We start from the raw sequence: 18607 nt of genomic DNA on the forward strand, positions 1-18607 counted from the left end.
GTTTACGCACCGTGCCTGCGATTGTTAGATAATTATTGCTCAATCTTCAACGTCGAGAGAATATTTTGAATTTCTTTACGGCTTCCCGTTCCTTCATCCTGCCGTGTGCCTGCGCCAATCATGAAAAAGTAATCGCCGTGAGGAACGATCCACAGTTCTGATGTGATTGGAAAGGAGCGTCCATCGGGAACTTCTATGGTGTAATTCATGCGAGCGTAGGCTGATTTAATGCCGGACACTACAACCTCCGTAGGCGGTTGAACGAGCACAAAGTTCTTGAACGCATTTTTGAATTGGGGCACCGCAAAACTGATAATATCTTGAGGCGGTTTGCCCTTGAAATCACCAAATGGCTTAAGGTTAACCTTGAAGCTTGGATTTACGTCATCAAACGGCTCCTGATATTTGGCCATGGCAACGAGTGGCGCCGTAGCATACTTCTGCATAGCCGCATGAAACTCCTCATCACTGAGTTTTATGGCCTTGATGTTATCCATGTTCTGGGCGGCCGTGATGTAACTCCACTCTGCTGGCTTCGTCACCTGAAAGCCCGCAGTTGGGTTACTGTATACATCTGGTTCGGTCGCGACAGCCGAGCCCGCGCCAAAAATAAGAAACGCGGCAACAAACATCTTTAAGTATGGTTTCACAAAACTCTCCTTGTTATCTAACGCCCAAACTCAGCCGCCGCCGTAGGCGGTCGGCTGCAATGCCGTGTTAGGCGCAACCCAATGCCGTCAGCGAGCAATCGCGCTCGAATGCTGCTCTGCAAGAACGACCCGATTGCCATCTGGGTCCTCAACAATGGCAGTACTCACTTGGTCTGACTTGGTTTGATTGCCGACCTTGATACCACGTCCAGCCAGTCGTGCCACATGGTTGTCTAAGCCCGTGACGGAAAATGTGACTGATGATGAACCAGCGCGCTTCGAATCCTCAAATACCTGTAACGCTCCTCCGCTTGGCAGGGACCATTCGAAGACTCCTTTCATCGGTTGTTTGCCGGCTTGGCCAATCAACTGCTCGTACCACTCTGCAGCGGACTCAAGGTTCTTGACAGCAACACCAGCAAGCGCATTTTCTATGGACATAGCGAATATCTCCTTTACGTTCTAAATTGCAGGGTAAGAACTCTGCCATCTGTTGAGGCGGACTCGGTTTTTCTACACCTTCAATCGGGATAGGGAGGCACCTCACGGCACCCCTTCCCCCACACCACCGGGCATACGGATCACGTACCACGGCGGTTCGGTTGATTGAGTTGTCAGCAATCCACAAGGTCCGGGAGCCCCATAGAGGCAAAGTACTGCCTCGGCAGGGCCTGCCTTAACCCCGGACTATGGCTCAAACGCCACGGGCCATGAGCAGACTTGGCCGTATTCCAGGCCAGCTTTACACTCACTCCGCGCTTGCGCAACTGGCGGTAACCGGATCGCTCCCATTGCTTTAAGTGATAACACCGGAGCTTGCGACGTACCCATTTTTCCAGATCCCGGATCGGCGATTTCACTTGCGCAAAACCGTAATAGCCTTTCCAACCTCTCAGGTATACCACTAACTCACCCATCACCGTTTGCATGGTACGACCTCGCGTTCGCCGGGTGATAGCTCGAACGCGATACTTGAACTGCTGAATCGCGTCTTCGCTCACCTTGCGTCGCTTTTCCCGATCCCGTCGAGTGAACGTGAACCCCAAGAACACTCGCTCCCAGGGACGACCAACCGCGCTCTTTTCCTCATTCACTCTGAGTGTCAGCCGGCAAGATAAGAAGCCGGTGATGCTTGCCAGTACTCGTTGACCGGACCGCTGGCTTTTGACGTAGATGTTGCAGTCGTCCGCGTAGCGGACGAACCGGTGACCACGTCGTTCCAGCTCTTTGTCCAGTTCATCCAGTAGCAGGTTCGCTAACAGTGGTGACAGCGGGCCGCCCTGTGGGGTGCCTTCCGAGGCCGGAGCCCAGACATTGCCCACCATGGCACCCGCTTTGAGGCCGCTGTTGATCAGTTTGAGTATCCGTTCATCCGTGATTCGTCGCTTCACCAGCGTCATCAGTTTGTCGTGGTTGACCCGGTCAAAGAATTTTTCCAGGTCCATGTCCACGGTCCATCGATACCCCTCGTTGATGTAACGTTGGGCCTGATGGGCAGAGCGCCCAGGTCTGAAGCCATAGCTGGAATGGGAGAAACTTCCGTCCCACTCCGCCTGCAAGACCTGGAGCATCGCCTGTTGGATCAGGCGGTCGAGTACGGTCGGGATGCCCAGTTTACGCACACCGCCTTTGGGCTTGGGTATCTCTACCTGTCGTACCGGCTGAGGCCGGTACGTGCCTTCCAGCAGTTGTGCAGCAATTCTGGGCCAATGCTGTTGAACAAAGGCGGTCAGGTCGTCAACGGTCATCCCGTCTATCCCCGCGCTTCCTTTGTTGCGTTTGACCTGACGAAAGGCGCGGCGCAGGTTGTCCCTGTCTAACACCCGTTCCATCAGTCGATCGTGAACAACCGGAGTGTCTTCTCTATCAGATCCAGCCACCCCTTCACCCCCTGTTTCCAGGGTCAGCGTTTGCTGTTTTTCTGGTGCACTATGGGGTCTCATCACAACAGTAACTGCTCTCTTCTTTCAAACCCCTGTTCCAAGGGGTACCGTTCGGGCCTTCCCATAGACATTCACTACTGAAAAAAAATCAGTCGAGTAATCACCGGTACTATGCCCTCTGCTGACTTCTCCTGTGCGGTCGAGAACGATTGCTCGCTCCCCAGCGGTTTTCAACTGCACGCAGTTTCCCAGCGCAGCAGCAGGAGATCTCCCGGGGTAAGACACTTAACTTTCATCGCGTAGACGCTCAATTTATAAAACATATCCCAGTTGCAGATGGAGGGCTTGGCAGTCACGTGCCCGCTGGCCCCGAATATGTCACACCTCATATTGAGTTCTTGTTCATCGCCCCGCGATTTCGCGTTGGGCTTCCTCCAGACCTCCCTCACGGGTTTAGCCCTTGCCCTTTCGCTAACCTTCAGCTCTGCGAATACCTGGTATCGGGACTTTCACCCAACTAGTTAGTGCCCATCCAGAAACACCGATTTTTAGCCAGTTCAGCTTATCTCTGGCAACTGGGGTTGAGCTGAGCGCCCTCAAATCATGGAAGACGACTAAATAATGACGGATTTAACCGCTTTCTGATCAGTCTGTCCGAATTCCGGCCATGGGCGTGCATTTCATGGCCTTTCCATGTGTCCTTCTGGTCGTTTTCTGGGTCAGGTTTGTGGACTAATCCGGACCGAGTCGCGCCAACCGTACCAGGTTGTAGCTCAGCGCCGAGGCCCAGACAAATGCCTTGAAGCCATCGTGACCTTTCCACTTCGCTTTCGTGGCTCCGAAGGCTCTTTTCAGCTCCGAGATATTGCCTTCGACTCCGGCTCGAAAATGACGTAATGCGGTAAAGGTCTTCGACTTTACACCCATGGCGGTGAGCGATACGCCAACGGGTTTGTGAAACACTACATGCTTAAGCCCCATGGCGCGTCCGGCCGCGACGTTTGCCTGGCTGGCGTAGCCGCCATCGGCGACCACGGAGCGAGGCAGCTTGCCCAGAACGGATTGATGAAAATCCAGAACCGGCAGGAACAGCGTTTTGTCACCGGGGTTCCCCTCTTCGATGGTTAACGCGGTGATAAAGCCTCTCACTTCACTGCTCAGGTTGATCTTGTGGCCGTACTGCACATCGCGGAATCCCTTGACGATAATATCGGTGTGCGGCTCGAACAGGCTGACGATCTTGTCCGCAGAGGGAACCCGTTCACCGTGGATGACGCGACGCTCGGTTTGCTCGATCACCTGCCATGTCAGCTCCCTGTAGTGCGCCAGAGCATCCAGCCATTTCTGGCAGGATGCGGAAGCTTCCGCCCCTTGAATAATCTGCTGGCGTCCGCGATCCGCCTGCTTCAATACCAGCCGTGCGATCTTCAGCAAGTCGGGATAGAGTTCGTCCTTGGTCGCCTTTTTCGCGTTGAATATGCGAAATGCCAGTGACTTTGCCGCTTTGCGTTTGTCGGTAAAGCAGACCTTCAGGCCGGTTTCGATTTTGCTTTTTGCCAGCAGCCGACGGATCACCCGAACGCCATCATTCAGCAACTGGCTGTCACTGGGTGGGGCAATATTGCTGGCCACCACCGTGCTGTCGATGCGCAGCTTATCCAGTGAAGCCATACCCGTGTCCAGCAGGTTCCTTGTCAGCACCTGATGCGCCCGTTCCAGGGTTTCTGGCTGGATGCTGCGGATCGTGGACTGCAGGCAGGACCGGCTGGGCGATAGGTGAGCCGGCAATCGGGTAAAGGTTCGGTAGGTCACCGAATCCGACAAATGAAACGCCAGTTGTTCATAGCTGAAACCCAGTTGCTGCCTTAACACCAGACAACGCAGAACACTCTCTGCGCTGAGACCTGTCCGCCCAACGGCTGAAACGGACACATCTATCAAATCTGCGGCCACCAGCTCAAGAATCTCGGGTTGCCTGTCCAAAACCTCCGACAGCTTCCGGAGTCTGACGCCATACTCGTGATTCGAGTACTCTTCGAATATACTGGCCTGAGCGTTGCGGGTCTCTCGCATGCTGGATCCTCTTGGTTGTTGGATGTTTTTGGGTTGCACTTAAAACATACCAAAGCCAAGAGGATTCTTTAACCTTTCTTAGAATTATTTCCTGAAAATCAGCCGGTTATTAGTTTCTGGATGGGCACTAGTTAAGTGCCATGCCCGGCACACACGCTGAATTAAGCGGCGCCCGACTAGGGCGTCCGGTGGACGGCCGTCAGGCCGGGAACGAACTTGAATGATTTGTTAGAGCTGCTGAGGTCATGTGACGCTGCTTCCCGCCCTCCATCGCCTGAATATTTGTAATACAGCAAACGCCACTGCTCCAACCAACGCAACATTCAAAGATAGTTTGATCAATGATACCCGCGTCGGATATTCCTGAGGAAGCATGACAGCATAGGAGCGTGGAAACGAAGGCGGGTCTAGCTTCTCCACGCTCTGCCACAAGAACGGGAAGGGGAAGCCGTGAGGAACTTTGTCCATTTCGGCGCTACCATCAACAGTTGCCGGCACAAGCAAAGAAGCTATGACGAGGACAGCTGCCAAACACAAACACCCAATAACCTGCTTTGCCATGTCATTACCTCCCTGTAGGCTCTAACGCTTTGCACATGGGCAACTAATAACAGTGGCCGTCTTTTTGGCCGCTTTTATTAGTTGCCCTATGCTGCTACTGGTTAGGGGCTGATAGCACTTCATCAGTATGCTTTTTGACTCCCCTCTTCAACAACTTTGTGCATTGTTCACTGATACTTCCATTAATAAGACTAGGAAGCATGCAAAGTTCACTAAACTCTTTATGTGTGCATTTAAAACTTAAATCTCCACACTCACACTCTCCTTTACCCACCATTTCATTGTTTGCAAATTGTGCCTTTATAGTTCCTATACCTTTAAATGCGTATACACCTTCGCCCTGCATAACATCGTTATAAAAACCTCCCTTATAACTAGCACAACCAAATGGGCCTATATATTCCCCATTTCCATGCTGCTGGCCGTATAACCATTCACCTCGAAGAATTGTTCCATCGTCTTTAGTCAAAACCCCTTCACCATGGAAGAAATCATCACTCACTTCTCCGTGGTAGTGACCTATACCCTCGAAATACTTGCTAATTATCTGTGGGCCTTCATAAATTACTAACCCATCACTATCAACCGCAGAGTGAGAAATACTACTAATACAAAAGAGCATTACAACATACATTGATAACTTCATAAGGCCCCTAACGAGGCTGTAGAAAAACCCTTCTCAGAGCCTAATCCGCAGCCGCTTTGTTGTTTTTTCGCACCCTACGATCAACTGGCGCAAGTTTGATCATTTACTGACAACACCGCAGCATTATCGATATCCGGCGCTGAACACTCTACACATAGCCGTCTGTGGCCTATATCTGGCCATATCCTAGTTCTGGCATCATGCCGCTAACTGCCCATAGTTCGCCAGCTTCTCAATATTGTGCACCAGGCAATACAATTGCCACTGGCCTTGCACCTTCTTTTTGCTCCGCAGGCTGAAGCGATTCAGACGTTTGTTGCTGCCGATGTTACCGAACACGGGCTCAACCACCGACATGCGATGACCGTAAATCGCTTTGCCTTGCTGGCTATCGACTCGGTGTTTCATCCAGTCGGTATACGTTGGGCCTCGCCTGAGCTCCAGGGTGTAAGAGACCTGTCTTCCTTTGCCATTGCGATGATCTGCTGAGCTGGGGTTTTGCATGCATTGATGTTTTTTTGGACAGTGGCGACACTGCAATAACCGGCCTTGGAAGTGGACTCTGGGTACGCCGTTTTGGTCGGTTCGGGTGCCTTCGTGGCGCAGGGATTCTCCGGCGGGACAGATGCACGTCATCGTAACCGGGTCGAACTGAAATTCACTGGCGGGAATCACGTGTTTCCAGCCGCTCTTTGATGGAGTTTGTGAGCGCTTACCGTACTTGTCTTTCTGCTCGGCGAACTTGGGATCACGGCTGCGGAAGCGGTTGTCCGGGATGTAGCCGTTGATCTGTTGCTCATGCAAGTACTTCATATTGGCTTCGTTGGCGAAGCCGGTGTCGGCGGTCACGATCGCGCCGGTTTGATAGATGTTGTCGGCAATGCCGAGTTTTTTATAACGACGCTGAACCGTCTCCAACACCGGCTTTAACGTGTGGTGTTCCTGGCCTTCACCGAATGCCTGTGCATCGATGATGATCTGGTGTTTCTTGTCCACCGTGGCCACGCCGTTATAGCCTTGAATTGTGCCTTTGCTGGTGGTCATCTTGCCGCTTTCGTTATCGGTGATGTTGCTCTTCACTTCCTTGTTTCGTTTACCCTGGCCCATTCTTGGGCTGTTCGTCTTTAGGAAGCGGTCCACTTTTTTCATGGACTCATCCAGAGAGAGCACGGTTTTGGCGCGGCGAATATCTCTATCCAGTTCGGCTTCCGTCTCCGCCTCATCCCGCTCGTGATGCTCATGCAGATGATGGCGAATCAGCCGTTTTAGCTTGTCTCGTTTTTCGCTAAGCTCCTTAAAGGTGCCAGACCATTCCTTCGCGGCGTCCGACGACATTTTGCAGCCGTCGATAGCAAACAGCTCGTTACCCAGAAGGCCCTGTTCATGGCACACCAGCAGTATTTGTTCGAACAGCTCTTCAATCTCATCGGCGTGCTGGCTGACAAACTTGGCCAGGGTGGTGAAGTGCGGCACGGTATCGCAGGATAAAGCTTTAAAAATGATGTTGGTCTCGCAGCACCACTGGATCTCTCGGCTGGAGGTGATGCCTTTGGAGTAAGCAAACAGAATGACCTTCAGCAAGATGGCGGGATCGTAGGCCAGGCGGCCGGTGTCGTCGTTGCGATATTTCGGGTGAAAAACCGTCAGGTCCAGCTTGTGCTCAATCAGGTAGTGAACCGCGTGTTCAAAGGTGCCGGGCTGGAGCTGCTCTCGGTAGTTGATGACCACCATCGTATCCTGGTCGTAGTTATAGTGCTTGAAACGAGGCATTCCGACGGCTCCCTGTCTGTTTTCTCAATACTACCAAAAACCGTTCGGTTTGGGGTTTTTCTACAGCCTCAACGCGAAGCTTGGCGGCGCCCTTGTAATGAAGGCGAAGCCGCAATGAAAAGGGCGTTCGGCGGCCGTAGGCCGCGAACTACAGCGCCTTGTTAAGCATGGCACTCGTTTGTGTTCAAGACTGCAGCCGTATAGTTGGTTGCACCAACGTGCAGCTGATCCAGTTCAGCAAACAAAAGGGTCAATGCTTTCATCGCATTGTCGGCTCCCACTCTGACCTTCTCGTAGAAGTCGAATGAATACCCACCTCGATCTTTCCCATCTTTATGATGAACCAAGTAGTTCCGATCAGAAACCAGCTTGGAGAGAGCTTCGTAGGCCTGGCCACCCTTATTAATTTCTTTTCCAAGTACCAAGCGTGGCACTACCGGCCACTTTGCTTTGATATCAAGTCGATCGAGATTGTCGAGGAAATACCGCTTTCCCAGGTGCTCCGATGCATAGTGAAATATAAAAGCTTCGACCACCATTGCGGAGAAGATGATGGCACTTACATTTTTCGTTGACTGGTGCCCCTTTAGAGCATGGACGTTCATTTCGATGATAAAATCCTCATCACTTGAACGCCGATGCTGTTCTATATCGTGATCGATAGCCTGACCAGCCTCATACTCGCGAACAGCAATTTTGTAGAAATAGTTGTCCATCAACTCGACCTGATTGACTGCTTAACGCTTGGCTCACGTGCCGGTTTGGAGCCGCGAAGTGGCGGAAAATCGGTCGCCGTGCAGCCGATTGTTAAGCTTTTTTCCACTTAAACCTAATTCGGTGGTGATGTACTGTATGAGGTAGCAAGCTATCAAACTGTAAGCGACCAGTTACAACTCCTGGAAAAATACCGATATTATTTGCAAATTTCTCAATGGAATTCGCGGTGAAATCACCTACCGCTACAAACCCTTTGTAATCTTTTGAAGGGATTAACGTTTTTTGAGCAAAAAAATCTGCTTCTTCCTCTTGTTTACGATATTGATGATCTCCTTTGCCATTTTCTAAAAATGTTGCCCTCTTATCATGCAACAAAATATGTGCTATTTCATGCATCAAACTGAACCAAAAAATGTCCGACCAACTACCCCTTAGAGACATCATTATTACTGCTTTCTTTTTCTCTACCCAAAAAGTTGCACCCGTCGTATAGGTTTTAGGGAAATGGGGAATTAAGACCAAAGCAATGCCACAATCTGATAATACATTCCCAAGATTATCAATTAAAACATTGGGGTCAGTCTCGAATGTAAGCCCCTTAATATCAAACAAACACTCTTTAAGTCGCTCGGCATCAAAGTCTTGGGTTTTCTTACCAGAGGCTATAATGTGCCCAGCTCTCAACCAAGCAGCCAGAGCTTCACTAGAAGTGCTATCTTTTTCAACCTGCCTAAAAGCAGGTGAATATTCTTTCACTTCCCCTATATTAAAAAGCGAAGAAACACCAAATAATTTTCTTAATTCTTTAACCTTAGAAATTTTATTCCGGGTTTTCTCAACCAGCCCTAGCTTCGAGAGTTCCAAATATGGATAGGACGAGACAACCTCGACCTCGACTTGAGCTTTCTTCTCGTCCACTTCTTTGGCTATAGCCAATCGATAACTAGCTTCCAAATTGCTCCAGAAATACGCAGGTACGCCGACTACTTGCTCTAGCTGTAGTGCGGTCTCTGGGGTAATCGCTTTATCACCTTTCAATATCTCATTGATAGCTTGAGGAGGCCGCCCCATCCGACGAGCTAATTCCGCCTGACTGATGCCTACCTCTTCAAGCACTTCCTCCAGATATTCTCCCGGTGGTATAGCTAAATCTGACATGTGTGCTTGTTCAGTCATCATAGTGCTTACTCACTTCTTCAATCATCGCTATGTTCAAGCAGTCGCCATCAACAGTGAATATCAGTCTGTAAAATCCCGTGAGCTTGACCGCGTATTGACCCTGGCGTTTCCCCTTAAGAGGGTGGCACCTCAGCCCCGGCATTCCCTTTAAATCATCGAGGTTCGCAACCGATTTGATGATTTCGATACGCTGAATGTATTTTCGAGCAACCTGATCGCCGAATTCTTTAGTCGCCTGTTTTTATGTTTAAAGCATTTTTCTAGCTTTTTTTTTCGAAACTCGACTTTCAAAATCGGGGTACCCTAAGTGTAGACACATTTGGAATGGAAACGTTCACCCTAGGGGTGAAGAGTATACGCCATAGAAACGCATTGGTCGACAGGCCTAGCATTGGTGAGAATAGGAGTGATCTTAACGCTTAGGTAACCGGCGCCGGAGCGCAGCGGAGGGAACCAAAAGCGGCACGCTTTTGGTGTCCGGTTGACCGTCTTGTTGAACGAAGCCGCTACGCGGCAGAGGTCAAATTCGTCTGTACTTCCCCTGACCCACTCCATTCCGGAGGGGCCTGTCAGGAGAAGTGTAATGAACGCTAACGAACACGCTCGTTTTCAAGCACTGCACCAACGCTACCTCACCGAACTCACTCTGCGTGGCAAAAGCCCCAAGACCATCGATCTGTACACCCGTTGCCTGCGACAGGTCTGCGACTATTTCGAGACCTGTCCCGATCAGCTTAGCACCGATCAGCTCCAGCAGTATTTCATGCATCTGGTCGAGCACCGGTCCTGGAGTCTGGTCAAGATTGCCCGCAATGCGTTGCAGAGTTTCTATCAGTATGTACTGGGCAAGCCCTGGGAATACGTCCTTATCGTCAAGGCTCCCAAGGTTCAGACCCTGCAGGACGTGCTCTCCCTGAAGGAGGTCGAGCGCCTGATCAGTCGCACACGCAAACTCAGTTATCAGGTCTATTTCCTCACCACCTACAGTCTGGGCCTGCGACTGAGCGAGTCCCTGAACCTGATCATCGCCGATGTCGACAGTCACCGCGGGTGCATGTGCGCTGTGGCAAGGGCAAGAAGGATCGCTTCGTGCCTTTACCGCTGATGACACTCAAGGCCTTGCGGCGCTATTGGGCCACTCACCGTCATCCGGACCTGCTGTTTCCCGGGGGACACCCTCCGTATGAGTCGGTTGCCACCTCCGGCAAGCCCCGGGTGATGGCCCGGGGTGGGGTGCAGAAGGCCATCAAGCAGGTCGCCCTGGACTGCGGTATCCGCAAGCATGTTCACATTCACTCCCTGCGCCATAGCGTTGCCACCCATCTGCTGGAAAATGGGGTGAACCTGCGCTCGATTCAGACTCTGCTCGGCCACGCCAGCCCGGTAACCACCGCCCGCTACACCCGGATGACCCATGAGGCCCAGCAGAACAGTGCCCTGATGATCAATGCCCTGGTGGAGCGCCTGCAGGTTGACTGGGTCCGTCCGGTGGAGGCCCATCGGGCCGGAACGAATTTAATGCTCTTGTTAGAAACGATTTAGCCAAAAAGGATCAAATATAGAACGAGACCCAGCAGCCCAAAAACCAGCAGCTTTCCGAATCCGATACCTGACGCAGATTCAGCGTCCTTCGAGGAGTTTTTGACGCTGCTTTCTGACAACCTGTGTGTTGCAGATAAGCCTGTACCAGGAATGCCAGTCGTCAGCTTTGCTCCACCTTTCCCTCCAGCATTCAAGGTCAATCCCTTTTTGCCGATAGAAGCACTCGAAATTCCTTTTGAGGTTACATTTAGCTTTACCCCAGGCGCTATTTTTATTTTTTTACGAAACCTGATAGCCATCTCATTTCTCCGAATTTTCTAACGCCTTGCTCACCGGTGGAGCAAATTGGCCCGTATTTTTGCTCTGCAAAATATCTGGACAGTTTGCAGAATCCGAGTGCAGCAACTTGTTAACTTTGTTGCTTCTTATTTCTAAATATATGGGCTAATATATTAGCCCATTTTGATATTGAAGATTCAAGTTCTCTATTCATGCTACCCATGATGGTTTTATTAAATTTCATCGTGGTAGAGTCATTTAGAAAAGTTTCATATTTTCTCAAATTGTTTGTTCTAATATTTTTATATGAATATAAAAGAGAAATCGTAACCATTTGTTTAACTGCTGCACGTGTTTGCACGCTTGCTGCATCCATTTGAGCTTTAAATGGTTCTACATTTAATGGCGTGCCTGGTTGCATTGCAGTCATAATTGCTGAGTAAACTGCAATACCAGTATGTTCCTGTATACCCATTGTCATATCAGTTGCACCTAGTAGTACATCAAGTCTATTAGCAAATTCGACTCGCTCTGGATTTGCTAATAGAGATGGTGCCGATTGCATCATCTGGTGGTATGCTTCAGGGGTAGATGCACTTTCTTCAGCGTGTGTAATTTCTTTTCCCAAATCAGACTCATACCAAGCTAGTAGTTTCTGTGTCTCTTTTTCATTAATTGATTGTTTTAAAGAGACTCTGATTCCCTCAATGATTTCTGAAGGTACAATCGATTCATCAGCACTGTTTACCATTGAACTATATTCAGCATCAGGGATTGGAGTGCCTTGTTGCTTAGCCTGTTCCATTCCTGCCTTGATCAAATCAGGAAATTGATCGACTTGTATTGTTAAGCCTGATAAATCTAATAATTTATTTATTGATTCATCGGAAACGTCAGCATAACTTAAAGACGATACAAAGAGGATTATTGCCACTGACAATAGTTTATATTGATGTTTGATCATGGATACTCCATTTAGTGTGATTAAAAGTTAACGCTGAAATAAGCGGCGGCCCGACAGGGGCGTCCGGTGGACGGCCACCAGGCCGGGAACGGACTTGATTGACTGGTGTACGCCCAGCATGGGCATGAACTAATGGGGTGAAAGTCCCCTGTGGGAAGGTCACCGTTCAGCCGGTTTTAGCCGGTTTTAGCCGATTGAACGCTAACCACTAGCGAATGGCAAGGGCCAATCCGTGAGGAGCGGTCTTGAGGAAGCCGCTAGCAAAACTGCGAGCTGATGAACAAGAACATCATAGGAGGCGTAGGCCGGAGGCGAGTTGGCACCAGACGACGAAGCCATGTGATCTAACGGCCACCGTAAATGATGCAGCGGTGCAGTGACAGTACATGTTCTTATCTGGGGCGGTCCGACGCATCGGGATCTGCTCAACGAGCGATCGGTCAATTACCAGTCAGGCCACTGGTCGATCAAGCCTGGGCGCAGCCGTTGCCATCGGCGGGTGCGAGCGAATGAGATGGACACCGATAGCGCCGATGGGGGTAACCCCGCCGGTGATTGAGCAGAAGTCAGCAGACGGCATAGTAGCCAAATGCCCATCGTAATGGGTGGGACAAGGTGAAGGCCTGAACCCGAAAATCAATGAGGAGCCTGTGCAGCTCAACGATTCCATATCCGACCGGACAAAGGAGCGCTGGCGCAAAATCAGAAGCCATCATTGGGGTAAGCGGAGGTAATCGGCCGACTTACTTTGAACGTTTTCGGGAAACGCCCTGTGCGGACCCGCATGCAGGGTGTTGTGGGGGCTGGGGACTAGATACCCCCGGCTACCCGATTATGAGCGTTCACTTCCTACTGCCGAAATTATGGTGCCAAAACTGAGGCACCACTACTTCGTCCCCGCTTCCGAGCTTGTCGCCGCAAAAAGGGCAGAAAGCTACGCAGATTTTTACAGTCTCGATTGTCTGCCCCTCGTATTCAAGATAATGGTCCGTCTCGAGGTCTTCCTCTGTCGCCACCCTGTTCAGGTTGATATAAACATCGGCGCCATCTTCTTCAAACCACACCTCTGCGAGCGAGCAAGAAGAGCAATCGTGAATCAAAATCTGAACCTCCTTGAGCACTCATAACGCTTAGCTTTGCGGCAATTTTGGAGCCGCAAAGCGGCGGAAAAATTTTCCGACAACAGCGTCTTGTTATGGCTTTTTGGCATTTTCGATAGCATTCAGAATAGCAATATCGTCGAATGGCTTATCAAAATAATCCGTTTGCTCCAAAATATTTCGGGCACTCATTGGAAGCTCGAGATATTTCTTTTTCAACCCCCAAGTTGCTTCGCCAAAAACCAGCAATTTTATGTTCTGTACAATCTCTTTTGGTGTCCCGGAAATATCAGCACCCTCCAAAATACCAATTGCGTAAGCCAATTCAGTCAACTCTGGCTTTTCGCAATCTTCCGAGACAAGCGAGCTACGCGTGATAAGAAAAACTCTAACATCCTCGATACTATAGCCACGCAAATGTTTGATCACTGACTCATCGGGTAAGGGACGGCTACCCGCTACCTTTTCACACCGATCTACGGCTTCTCCATATTGTGCAATTCTCTCAGAAATGTACCGATGTGCACTAGATTCGTCGTTACTGCCAGCAAGAGCAGAAGTGGCGGCGAGTAGTAAAGGGCATGCGAACTTGAAATTAATTTTCATATTAATAGCCCCCGCAACCATTATCCACGGCTTCCCAGAACTGTCGTTGCTCGTATGACAACCCTGCTCTGAGTCTTTGCATTTGGGCAATTTTGGATATGGTTTTTCTTACGATAGGTTGAATCTTGCTCATTGACTGCGCGAACAAAACCCAGTCGGTGGAATGAACATTGAAAGTTACTTGCGCAGAGTTATTGCCAAGAAATATCGTTGTTAAAACACCGGCAGGTAAAAAAATCTCAAGCATGTTTCCATTGCGCTGAGCCTTCCTTATTGCCTCCAGTGCTTCCTGATCTTCAGAGTCCAGCTTCAAGCCCGAAATCGTAGGACAGTCCATTGTACTTTCTCCTTTCCATGGTTTTTTCCAAAACGGATAGTACCCAGTGGCTTACAATCCGGCAACCACAGCCATAACGCTGAATTAAGCGGCGGCCCGTCAAGGACGTCCGGTGGACGGCCTTCAGGCCGGGAACGAACTTGATTGATTGGTTAGCTGGGTGTAACGACGAAGCCACTCCTTGGCAACCAATATGATGGCCTGCTCCGCTGCTGCCCTTGTACCAAGTTCTGCCGATGCACAGTGCGAAAAAGACCACCGCCGATGCGGCGAACGAACCTGAACATAAGACTAGCAGATCAAAACCCAGCTTGCCGCGGACGGAACACTCAATTTCCTGCTAACACTATTGAAACGGTGAAGCACCAAACTAATTACCGATTTCAACGGCCTTGGCAAAAACCGAAAACCGAAACTCGCCGGTTTTGCTACCAACTCTGGGCTGAGGCCACTGGCACCGAACCACCAAAAAAGAACAACACCAATCCAGCTAATCGGGATAGGGAGGCACCTCACGGCACCCCTCCCCCCACACCACCGGGCATACGGATCACGTACCACGGCGGTTCGGTTGATTGAGTTGTCAGCAATCCACAAGGTCCGGGAGCCCCATAGAGGCAAAGTACTGCCTCGGCAGGGCCTGCCTTAACCCCGGACTATGGCTCAAACGCCACGGGCCATGAGCAGACTTGGCCGTATTCCAGGCCAGCTTTACACTCACTCCGCGCTTGCGCAACTGGCGGTAACCGGATCGCTCCCATTGCTTTAAGTGATAACACCGGAGCTTGCGACGTACCCATTTTTCCAGATCCCGGATCGGCGATTTCACTTGCGCAAAACCGTAATAGCCTTTCCAACCTCTCAGGTATACCACTAACTCACCCATCACCGTTTGCATGGTACGACCTCGCGTTCGCCGGGTGATAGCTCGAACGCGATACTTGAACTGCTGAATCGCGTCTTCGCTCACCTTGCGTCGCTTTTCCCGATCCCGTCGAGTGAACGTGAACCCCAAGAACACTCGCTCCCAGGGACGACCAACCGCGCTCTTTTCCTCATTCACTCTGAGTGTCAGCCGGCAAGATAAGAAGCCGGTGATGCTTGCCAGTACTCGTTGACCGGACCGCTGGCTTTTGACGTAGATGTTGCAGTCGTCCGCGTAGCGGACGAACCGGTGACCACGTCGTTCCAGCTCTTTGTCCAGTTCATCCAGTAGCAGGTTCGCTAACAGTGGTGACAGCGGGCCGCCCTGTGGGGTGCCTTCCGAGGCCGGAGCCCAGACATTGCCCACCATGGCACCCGCTTTGAGGCCGCTGTTGATCAGTTTGAGTATCCGTTCATCCGTGATTCGTCGCTTCACCAGCGTCATCAGTTTGTCGTGGTTGACCCGGTCAAAGAATTTTTCCAGGTCCATGTCCACGGTCCATCGATACCCCTCGTTGATGTAACGTTGGGCCTGATGGGCAGAGCGCCCAGGTCTGAAGCCATAGCTGGAATGGGAGAAACTTCCGTCCCACTCCGCCTGCAAGACCTGGAGCATCGCCTGTTGGATCAGGCGGTCGAGTACGGTCGGGATGCCCAGTTTACGCACACCGCCTTTGGGCTTGGGTATCTCTACCTGTCGTACCGGCTGAGGCCGGTACGTGCCTTCCAGCAGTTGTGCAGCAATTCTGGGCCAATGCTGTTGAACAAAGGCGGTCAGGTCGTCAACGGTCATCCCGTCTATCCCCGCGCTTCCTTTGTTGCGTTTGACCTGACGAAAGGCGCGGCGCAGGTTGTCCCTGTCTAACACCCGTTCCATCAGTCGATCGTGAACAACCGGAGTGTCTTCTCTATCAGATCCAGCCACCCCTTCACCCCCTGTTTCCAGGGTCAGCGTTTGCTGTTTTTCTGGTGCACTATGGGGTCTCATCACAACAGTAACTGCTCTCTTCTTTCAAACCCCTGTTCCAAGGGGTACCGTTCGGGCCTTCCCATAGACATTCACTACTGAAAAAAAATCAGTCGAGTAATCACCGGTACTATGCCCTCTGCTGACTTCTCCTGTGCGGTCGAGAACGATTGCTCGCTCCCCAGCGGTTTTCAACTGCACGCAGTTTCCCAGCGCAGCAGCAGGAGATCTCCCGGGGTAAGACACTTAACTTTCATCGCGTAGACGCTCAATTTATAAAACATATCCCAGTTGCAGATGGAGGGCTTGGCAGTCACGTGCCCGCTGGCCCCGAATATGTCACACCTCATATTGAGTTCTTGTTCATCGCCCCGCGATTTCGCGTTGGGCTTCCTCCAGACCTCCCTCACGGGTTTAGCCCTTGCCCTTTCGCTAACCTTCGGCTCTGCGAATACCTGGTATCGGGACTTTCACCCAACTAGTTAAGTGCCATGCCCGGCACACACGCTGAGATAAGCGGCGGCTAAAAGCCGTCCGGTGGACGGCCGCAGGCCGGGAACGAACTTGATTGACTGGTTAAATGCTATAATCCCGCTCTACCTTTGCGACTCGGACTTTGAATTCGGCATACCAAGCTTTATGGCCCAGACGCTGGGCTTCAAGGTGCTCAGCATTTTGCTTCCAGTTCCTGATCGCTTCCTCGCTGGCCCAATACGAAACGGTGATACCAACATCCTCACGGGCTGACTCGATACCAAGAAACCCTTCCTGTTGGGCTGCCAATTCAATCATTCTGTCAGCCATAGCACCGTAACCATGATCACCATCCGTGCGGACAGAGCTGAAAATCACCGCGTAATATGGCGGACTCGGAGTTTTAGCGATCCCTGACATAACTTCCTCTTGGCATTTAACGCTCGGCTCACGCGCCGGTTTGGAGCCGCGAAGCGGCGGAAAATCGGTCGCTGTGCAGCCGATTGTTATGTTCTCTTCGAAGTGCTAGATTGTGTATAGAAATAAATAACCATACACATAGGTGCTACATGAGAACGAACATCGTCATTGACGACCAGTTGATGGCCGAAGCCCTCAAAGCCTCCGGCTACGAAACCAAAAAAGAGACTGTTGAGCAAGGCCTGAAACTTCTGGTACAGCTTAGCAAGCAGCAGGAGATTCGGAAGCTACGAGGCGAAATCAAGTGGGAAGGCGACCTGGATGAAATGCGGAGCGCCGGATGATACTGGTGGATACCAGCGTCTGGATCGACTATTTCAACGGAGTCAAAAACCCGCACACTGACCTACTGGATGCATCGATAGCCCAAGGGTCAGTCGCTATCGGCGACCTCATATTTCTGGAAATCCTTCAAGGCATCCGCAACGACCAGCAATACCATCAGACCAAACAAAGCCTGCTTGCGCTGGATCAATATGAAATGTTTGGCAAAGATATGGCTGCCAAGTGTGCCGACAATTATCGCGCGCTTCGTAAAAGGGGTATCACAATCAGAAAAACTGCCGACGTGATCATCGCAACGTTCTGCATAGAGAAGAAGCTACCCCTGCTGTTTTTGGATCGCGACTTTATCCCTTTTGTTGATTACCTTGGGCTTGCGCCTGCTCTGAGAGAAGCATAACGCTTAGCTCATGAGCGGCAGCGCAGCTGCTGTCTCGTGCAGCTGACTGTTACGCACTCGTTGATACCAAGGGTAAGATTTCAACCAAGGGGCGGTGAGAGGATAAATCATGGGTTGACTGCAGATTCAGCCAGAACTCCGGGGACATATTAAAGGCCTTTGCAAACAACCAAGCTGTCTCCGGGGTAACCCCTCTCTTGCCGCGGACGATCTCGTTCACACGCTGAACGGAGATGCCCAGATGCTCAGCCAATGCAGTTTGGCTTAACCCCAGAGGCTCGAGAAACTCTTTGAGTAAAATGACGCCCGGATGCGTGCTAACTCTTTGCGTTGGAATCATAAGAACACCTCAGTGATAGTCGACTATCTTGACCTCGTAGGCTCCGCCGCCCTGCCAGCGAAAAACAATGCGCCACCCCTGTGAATTGATACGAATACTGAAGAATCCGGCATAGTCTCCCTTGAGGGCTTCTAGCCGATTACCTGGCGGAGACCGAAGCTCCTCTACCGATCCGACAGAATTTAAGATGTCGAGCTTATATAGCGCCGGTTCTCTGAGCTCATTAGGTAGCCTGCGAACCTTCGCACTGCTCACGCCGTGGTAAAGATCTTCCGTTAGACGGTTTCCAAATGATTGGATCATGCAGTTATCTTAATAGCTACACGGCATTCATGCAAATTGCAATAGATGTGTGTAACGCAGAAGGCAGCGGCGCGTGTCAGCGCGTCCGCTGGCCTGACTTGTTAGCAGAGATGTCCTTGAACCCACCAGA

Annotated in this window: 22 protein-coding genes; 4 read left to right on the forward strand and 18 right to left on the reverse strand. The window is 51.0% G+C overall.

The genetic code is table 11. The features are described from left to right. Positions 1-32: 32 nt before the first annotated feature. The 9 genes from MIH18_RS11685 to MIH18_RS11725 all read right to left on the reverse strand — a co-directional run bounded on the left by MIH18_RS11685 (position 33) and on the right by MIH18_RS11725 (position 9479). The gene (locus tag MIH18_RS11685; RefSeq protein ID WP_249007152.1) at positions 33-650 is read right to left on the reverse strand and encodes a hypothetical protein; all 618 of its coding nucleotides are present in this window, start codon (positions 648-650) and stop codon (positions 33-35) included. Positions 651-737: 87 nt separating this feature from the next. Beyond that, positions 738-1091: a hypothetical protein gene (locus MIH18_RS11690; protein ID WP_249007151.1), complete on the reverse strand. Its 354-nt coding sequence runs from the start codon at positions 1089-1091 to the stop codon at positions 738-740. A 173-nt stretch (positions 1092-1264) separates the two neighbouring features. Next, positions 1265-2593 carry a group II intron reverse transcriptase/maturase gene (ltrA, locus tag MIH18_RS11695; RefSeq protein WP_249014617.1) on the reverse strand — a complete coding sequence of 443 codons (1329 nt, stop codon included), beginning with the start codon at positions 2591-2593 and terminating at the stop codon, positions 1265-1267. A 672-nt stretch (positions 2594-3265) separates the two neighbouring features. Beyond that, a complete protein-coding gene (locus MIH18_RS11700) occupies positions 3266-4606 on the reverse strand; it encodes an ISNCY family transposase (RefSeq protein ID WP_249012479.1) in 1341 nt (446 codons plus the stop codon). Positions 4607-4849: 243 nt separating this feature from the next. Next, positions 4850-5167, reverse strand: a complete 318-nt coding sequence (locus tag MIH18_RS11705) for a hypothetical protein (RefSeq protein WP_249012480.1) — start codon at positions 5165-5167, stop codon at positions 4850-4852. Between the two features lie 94 nt (positions 5168-5261). After that, positions 5262-5813, reverse strand: a complete 552-nt coding sequence (locus tag MIH18_RS11710) for a hypothetical protein (RefSeq protein ID WP_249007148.1) — start codon at positions 5811-5813, stop codon at positions 5262-5264. A gap of 198 nt (positions 5814-6011) precedes the next feature. After that, positions 6012-7583 (reverse strand): transposase, encoded by a 1572-nt coding sequence (locus tag MIH18_RS11715; RefSeq protein ID WP_249012481.1) that lies wholly within the window; start codon positions 7581-7583, stop codon positions 6012-6014. 161 nt (positions 7584-7744) lie between these two features. Then, positions 7745-8299 carry a hypothetical protein gene (locus MIH18_RS11720; RefSeq protein WP_249012482.1) on the reverse strand — a complete coding sequence of 185 codons (555 nt, stop codon included), beginning with the start codon at positions 8297-8299 and terminating at the stop codon, positions 7745-7747. 91 nt (positions 8300-8390) lie between these two features. Next, positions 8391-9479, reverse strand: a complete 1089-nt coding sequence (locus tag MIH18_RS11725) for a HigA family addiction module antitoxin (RefSeq protein WP_249007145.1) — start codon at positions 9477-9479, stop codon at positions 8391-8393. 583 nt (positions 9480-10062) lie between these two features. Between MIH18_RS11725 and MIH18_RS11730 the strand changes: the two genes are divergently transcribed. Both MIH18_RS11730 and MIH18_RS11735 read left to right on the forward strand, forming a co-directional pair. After that, positions 10063-10584: a site-specific integrase gene (locus MIH18_RS11730; RefSeq protein ID WP_249007143.1), complete on the forward strand. Its 522-nt coding sequence runs from the start codon at positions 10063-10065 to the stop codon at positions 10582-10584. Then, on the forward strand, positions 10569-11021 hold the full coding sequence (locus MIH18_RS11735) for a tyrosine-type recombinase/integrase (RefSeq protein WP_249007142.1): 453 nt from the start codon (positions 10569-10571) through the stop codon (positions 11019-11021). Before MIH18_RS11730 ends, MIH18_RS11735 begins: the two co-directional genes overlap by 16 nt. Here the strand turns inward: MIH18_RS11735 and MIH18_RS11740 are convergent. The 7 genes from MIH18_RS11740 to MIH18_RS11770 all read right to left on the reverse strand — a co-directional run bounded on the left by MIH18_RS11740 (position 11018) and on the right by MIH18_RS11770 (position 17092). Then, positions 11018-11320, reverse strand: coding sequence for a DUF4236 domain-containing protein (locus MIH18_RS11740; protein WP_249007141.1), 303 nt, complete (start codon positions 11318-11320; stop codon positions 11018-11020). The two genes, MIH18_RS11735 and MIH18_RS11740, sit on opposite strands and share 4 nt — an antisense overlap. 110 nt (positions 11321-11430) lie before the next feature. Then, positions 11431-12264, reverse strand: a complete 834-nt coding sequence (locus MIH18_RS11745; protein ID WP_249007140.1) for a DUF2059 domain-containing protein — start codon at positions 12262-12264, stop codon at positions 11431-11433. A gap of 842 nt (positions 12265-13106) precedes the next feature. Further along, positions 13107-13364: a hypothetical protein gene (locus tag MIH18_RS11750; protein WP_249007139.1), complete on the reverse strand. Its 258-nt coding sequence runs from the start codon at positions 13362-13364 to the stop codon at positions 13107-13109. 93 nt (positions 13365-13457) lie between these two features. Next, positions 13458-13970 (reverse strand): hypothetical protein, encoded by a 513-nt coding sequence (locus MIH18_RS11755; RefSeq protein ID WP_249007138.1) that lies wholly within the window; start codon positions 13968-13970, stop codon positions 13458-13460. Between the two features lies 1 nt (position 13971). Then, positions 13972-14307, reverse strand: coding sequence for a hypothetical protein (locus tag MIH18_RS11760; protein ID WP_249007137.1), 336 nt, complete (start codon positions 14305-14307; stop codon positions 13972-13974). A gap of 583 nt (positions 14308-14890) precedes the next feature. Then, entirely contained in the window at positions 14891-16219 is a 1329-nt protein-coding gene (gene ltrA / locus MIH18_RS11765; protein ID WP_249014617.1) for a group II intron reverse transcriptase/maturase, read from the reverse strand. A 555-nt stretch (positions 16220-16774) separates the two neighbouring features. After that, positions 16775-17092, reverse strand: coding sequence for an antibiotic biosynthesis monooxygenase (locus MIH18_RS11770; protein WP_249007136.1), 318 nt, complete (start codon positions 17090-17092; stop codon positions 16775-16777). A gap of 149 nt (positions 17093-17241) precedes the next feature. On the opposite strand from MIH18_RS11770, the gene MIH18_RS11775 reads away from it, so the two are divergent. Continuing rightward, positions 17242-17436, forward strand: a complete 195-nt coding sequence (locus MIH18_RS11775) for a type II toxin-antitoxin system VapB family antitoxin (RefSeq protein WP_249007135.1) — start codon at positions 17242-17244, stop codon at positions 17434-17436. After that, positions 17433-17834: a PIN domain nuclease gene (locus tag MIH18_RS11780; RefSeq protein WP_249007134.1), complete on the forward strand. Its 402-nt coding sequence runs from the start codon at positions 17433-17435 to the stop codon at positions 17832-17834. The genes MIH18_RS11775 and MIH18_RS11780 overlap by 4 nt, the downstream gene beginning before the upstream one ends. A gap of 49 nt (positions 17835-17883) precedes the next feature. Here MIH18_RS11780 and MIH18_RS11785 read toward each other — a convergent pair whose 3' ends face one another. Continuing rightward, complete coding sequence (locus MIH18_RS11785; protein WP_249007133.1) at positions 17884-18174, reverse strand: HigA family addiction module antitoxin; 291 nt, start codon at positions 18172-18174, stop codon at positions 17884-17886. 9 nt (positions 18175-18183) lie between these two features. Further along, a complete protein-coding gene (locus MIH18_RS11790; protein ID WP_249012483.1) occupies positions 18184-18477 on the reverse strand; it encodes a type II toxin-antitoxin system RelE/ParE family toxin in 294 nt (97 codons plus the stop codon). Between the last annotated feature and the right edge of the window lie 130 nt (positions 18478-18607).

Origin of the sequence: Marinobacter sp. M3C, assembly GCF_023311895.1 — a bacterium.
GTDB lineage: Bacteria > Pseudomonadota > Gammaproteobacteria > Pseudomonadales > Oleiphilaceae > Marinobacter.